The 1,053-nt window shown below is 55.0% G+C and carries 1 protein-coding gene; it reads right to left on the bottom strand.

The window, feature by feature from the left end:
- The coding region (locus PFRI_RS07170) for an IS256 family transposase (protein ID WP_072630023.1) at positions 1-950 on the bottom strand (950 nt) is incomplete at its 3' end.
- Positions 951-1,053 lie beyond the last annotated feature (103 nt).

Genomic DNA, 1,053 nt, shown 5'->3' with positions numbered 1-1,053 from the left:
CACAGCGTCGCCTTTGGGTACTTGGCCTCGTAGGTTTTGATAAACAGATCGAAGGCCTTTTCCGCATCGTCTTTGGTCTCGGCCTGCCAAATGTTGTGGATCGCGACCTTGGCCTTTGGCTGGGACAGCTTTGGCAAGCAATTGAGCACGTTCATCGTCTTGTGTTGCCAGCAACGTTGGTGGCGGGTTGCGGGATAGACCTCATCCATGGCGGCCCAGAACCCCATAGCACCATCCCCGATAGCCAATTTAGGTACATTCATCCCTCGACCTTTGAGGGTGAGCAGAACTTCGCGCCAGCTTTGGATGCTTTCGCGCACCCCGTCCTCAATGGACAGAAAACGCTTCTTGCCACGGGCCGTGACCCCAACAATCACAAGGGCACAGAGCTTGTCATCCTCACCGCGCAGACCGCTGTGGACACCATCCGCCCAGATATAGACAATTGGTTCGTCATCCAAATCTGCGCCTTTCCAGCCCGTGTATTCTTTGGCCCAATCGCGCTTAAGCCGAGACACCGTATTTGCTGACAAGCCCTTGGCGTCAGGACCCAACAGAACTTTGAGGGCTGGGGCCATCTCACCGCTGTAAATCCCTTTTAGGTAAAGCCAGGGCAATGCAGCTTCCAACGTTTTGGTTCTGCGTACGTAGGGCGGCACCAATGCAGATCGGAACGTCACCGGTGTACCGTCCTTGGAGCGGACCTTTGGAATACGCACGCTCACAGGGCCAATGCCAGTTTGAAATGGGCGCTCAGGATGGTGCCCATTGCGAACGACAGCCGCGTGACCGTCCTCAGTGCGCAAACCCGCGAATTGCGCCAGGTAACTCACAAGTTCGGCCTCAACTGCTGTCGCAATCAATTGCTGTGCCCCCGTCTTTAGCAATTCCGTAAGCGCGTCAGACATCCCGTCTCGACGCGCAAAATCTACAATGTTAGTCGTTTCCATGGTGGTGTATCTCCTTCGGTTGGGCTGCTGTCTCACAACAACAATTCAACCAGATACGCCGCCAACCTTCAAACCGCCCAAACACCAGATTCAGTCATAGCTC

Source organism: Planktotalea frisia (genome assembly GCF_001890925.1).
Taxonomy (GTDB): Bacteria; Pseudomonadota; Alphaproteobacteria; order Rhodobacterales; family Rhodobacteraceae; genus Planktotalea; species Planktotalea frisia.
The sequence above is the reverse complement of the archived record's forward strand: the minus strand, read 5'-3'. Positions and strand labels throughout refer to the sequence as shown.